The 399-nt window shown below is 43.6% G+C and carries 1 pseudogene; it reads left to right on the plus strand.

The features are described from left to right. A pseudogene (locus A3766_RS30925) lies at positions 1–399 on the plus strand (hypothetical protein); the annotation flags it as partial.

Here is a 399-nt window from a genome sequence, read left to right on the forward strand (position 1 = left end):
AAGACTGAAAAGGTTGGTCAGATCTCAGATCAAGAGGTTATTGATTACATTAATACGGATAACTACACGCCTTTAATTGAGCAATTAGAAGCAAGTTCGGATTGGGAAGGCCCTATCCCAAAACTTGTAAATTTACAGCAAGGCGCAGATGCTTTTGACGACGAAGGCATTGCCAAAGACGGCAGCTACTGGGTCGCATTTAATTACAAACCTCAACCTAGCACCTTTTGGCCAACAAATGGCTCTACAGATGACGTAATGGTGCGCTTACCTGAAGAGTTCAGAGCGGCTGCCGAGAGTTGTACTAACGATACCAGTGCTTATTCACGAGATACTTATTTAGCTAACCTTGCGATTATGGAAGCGGCGATTAAAAACCTGGATTCAGTATCCTTGCCA

It is taken from the genome of Oleiphilus sp. HI0132, assembly GCF_001635845.1.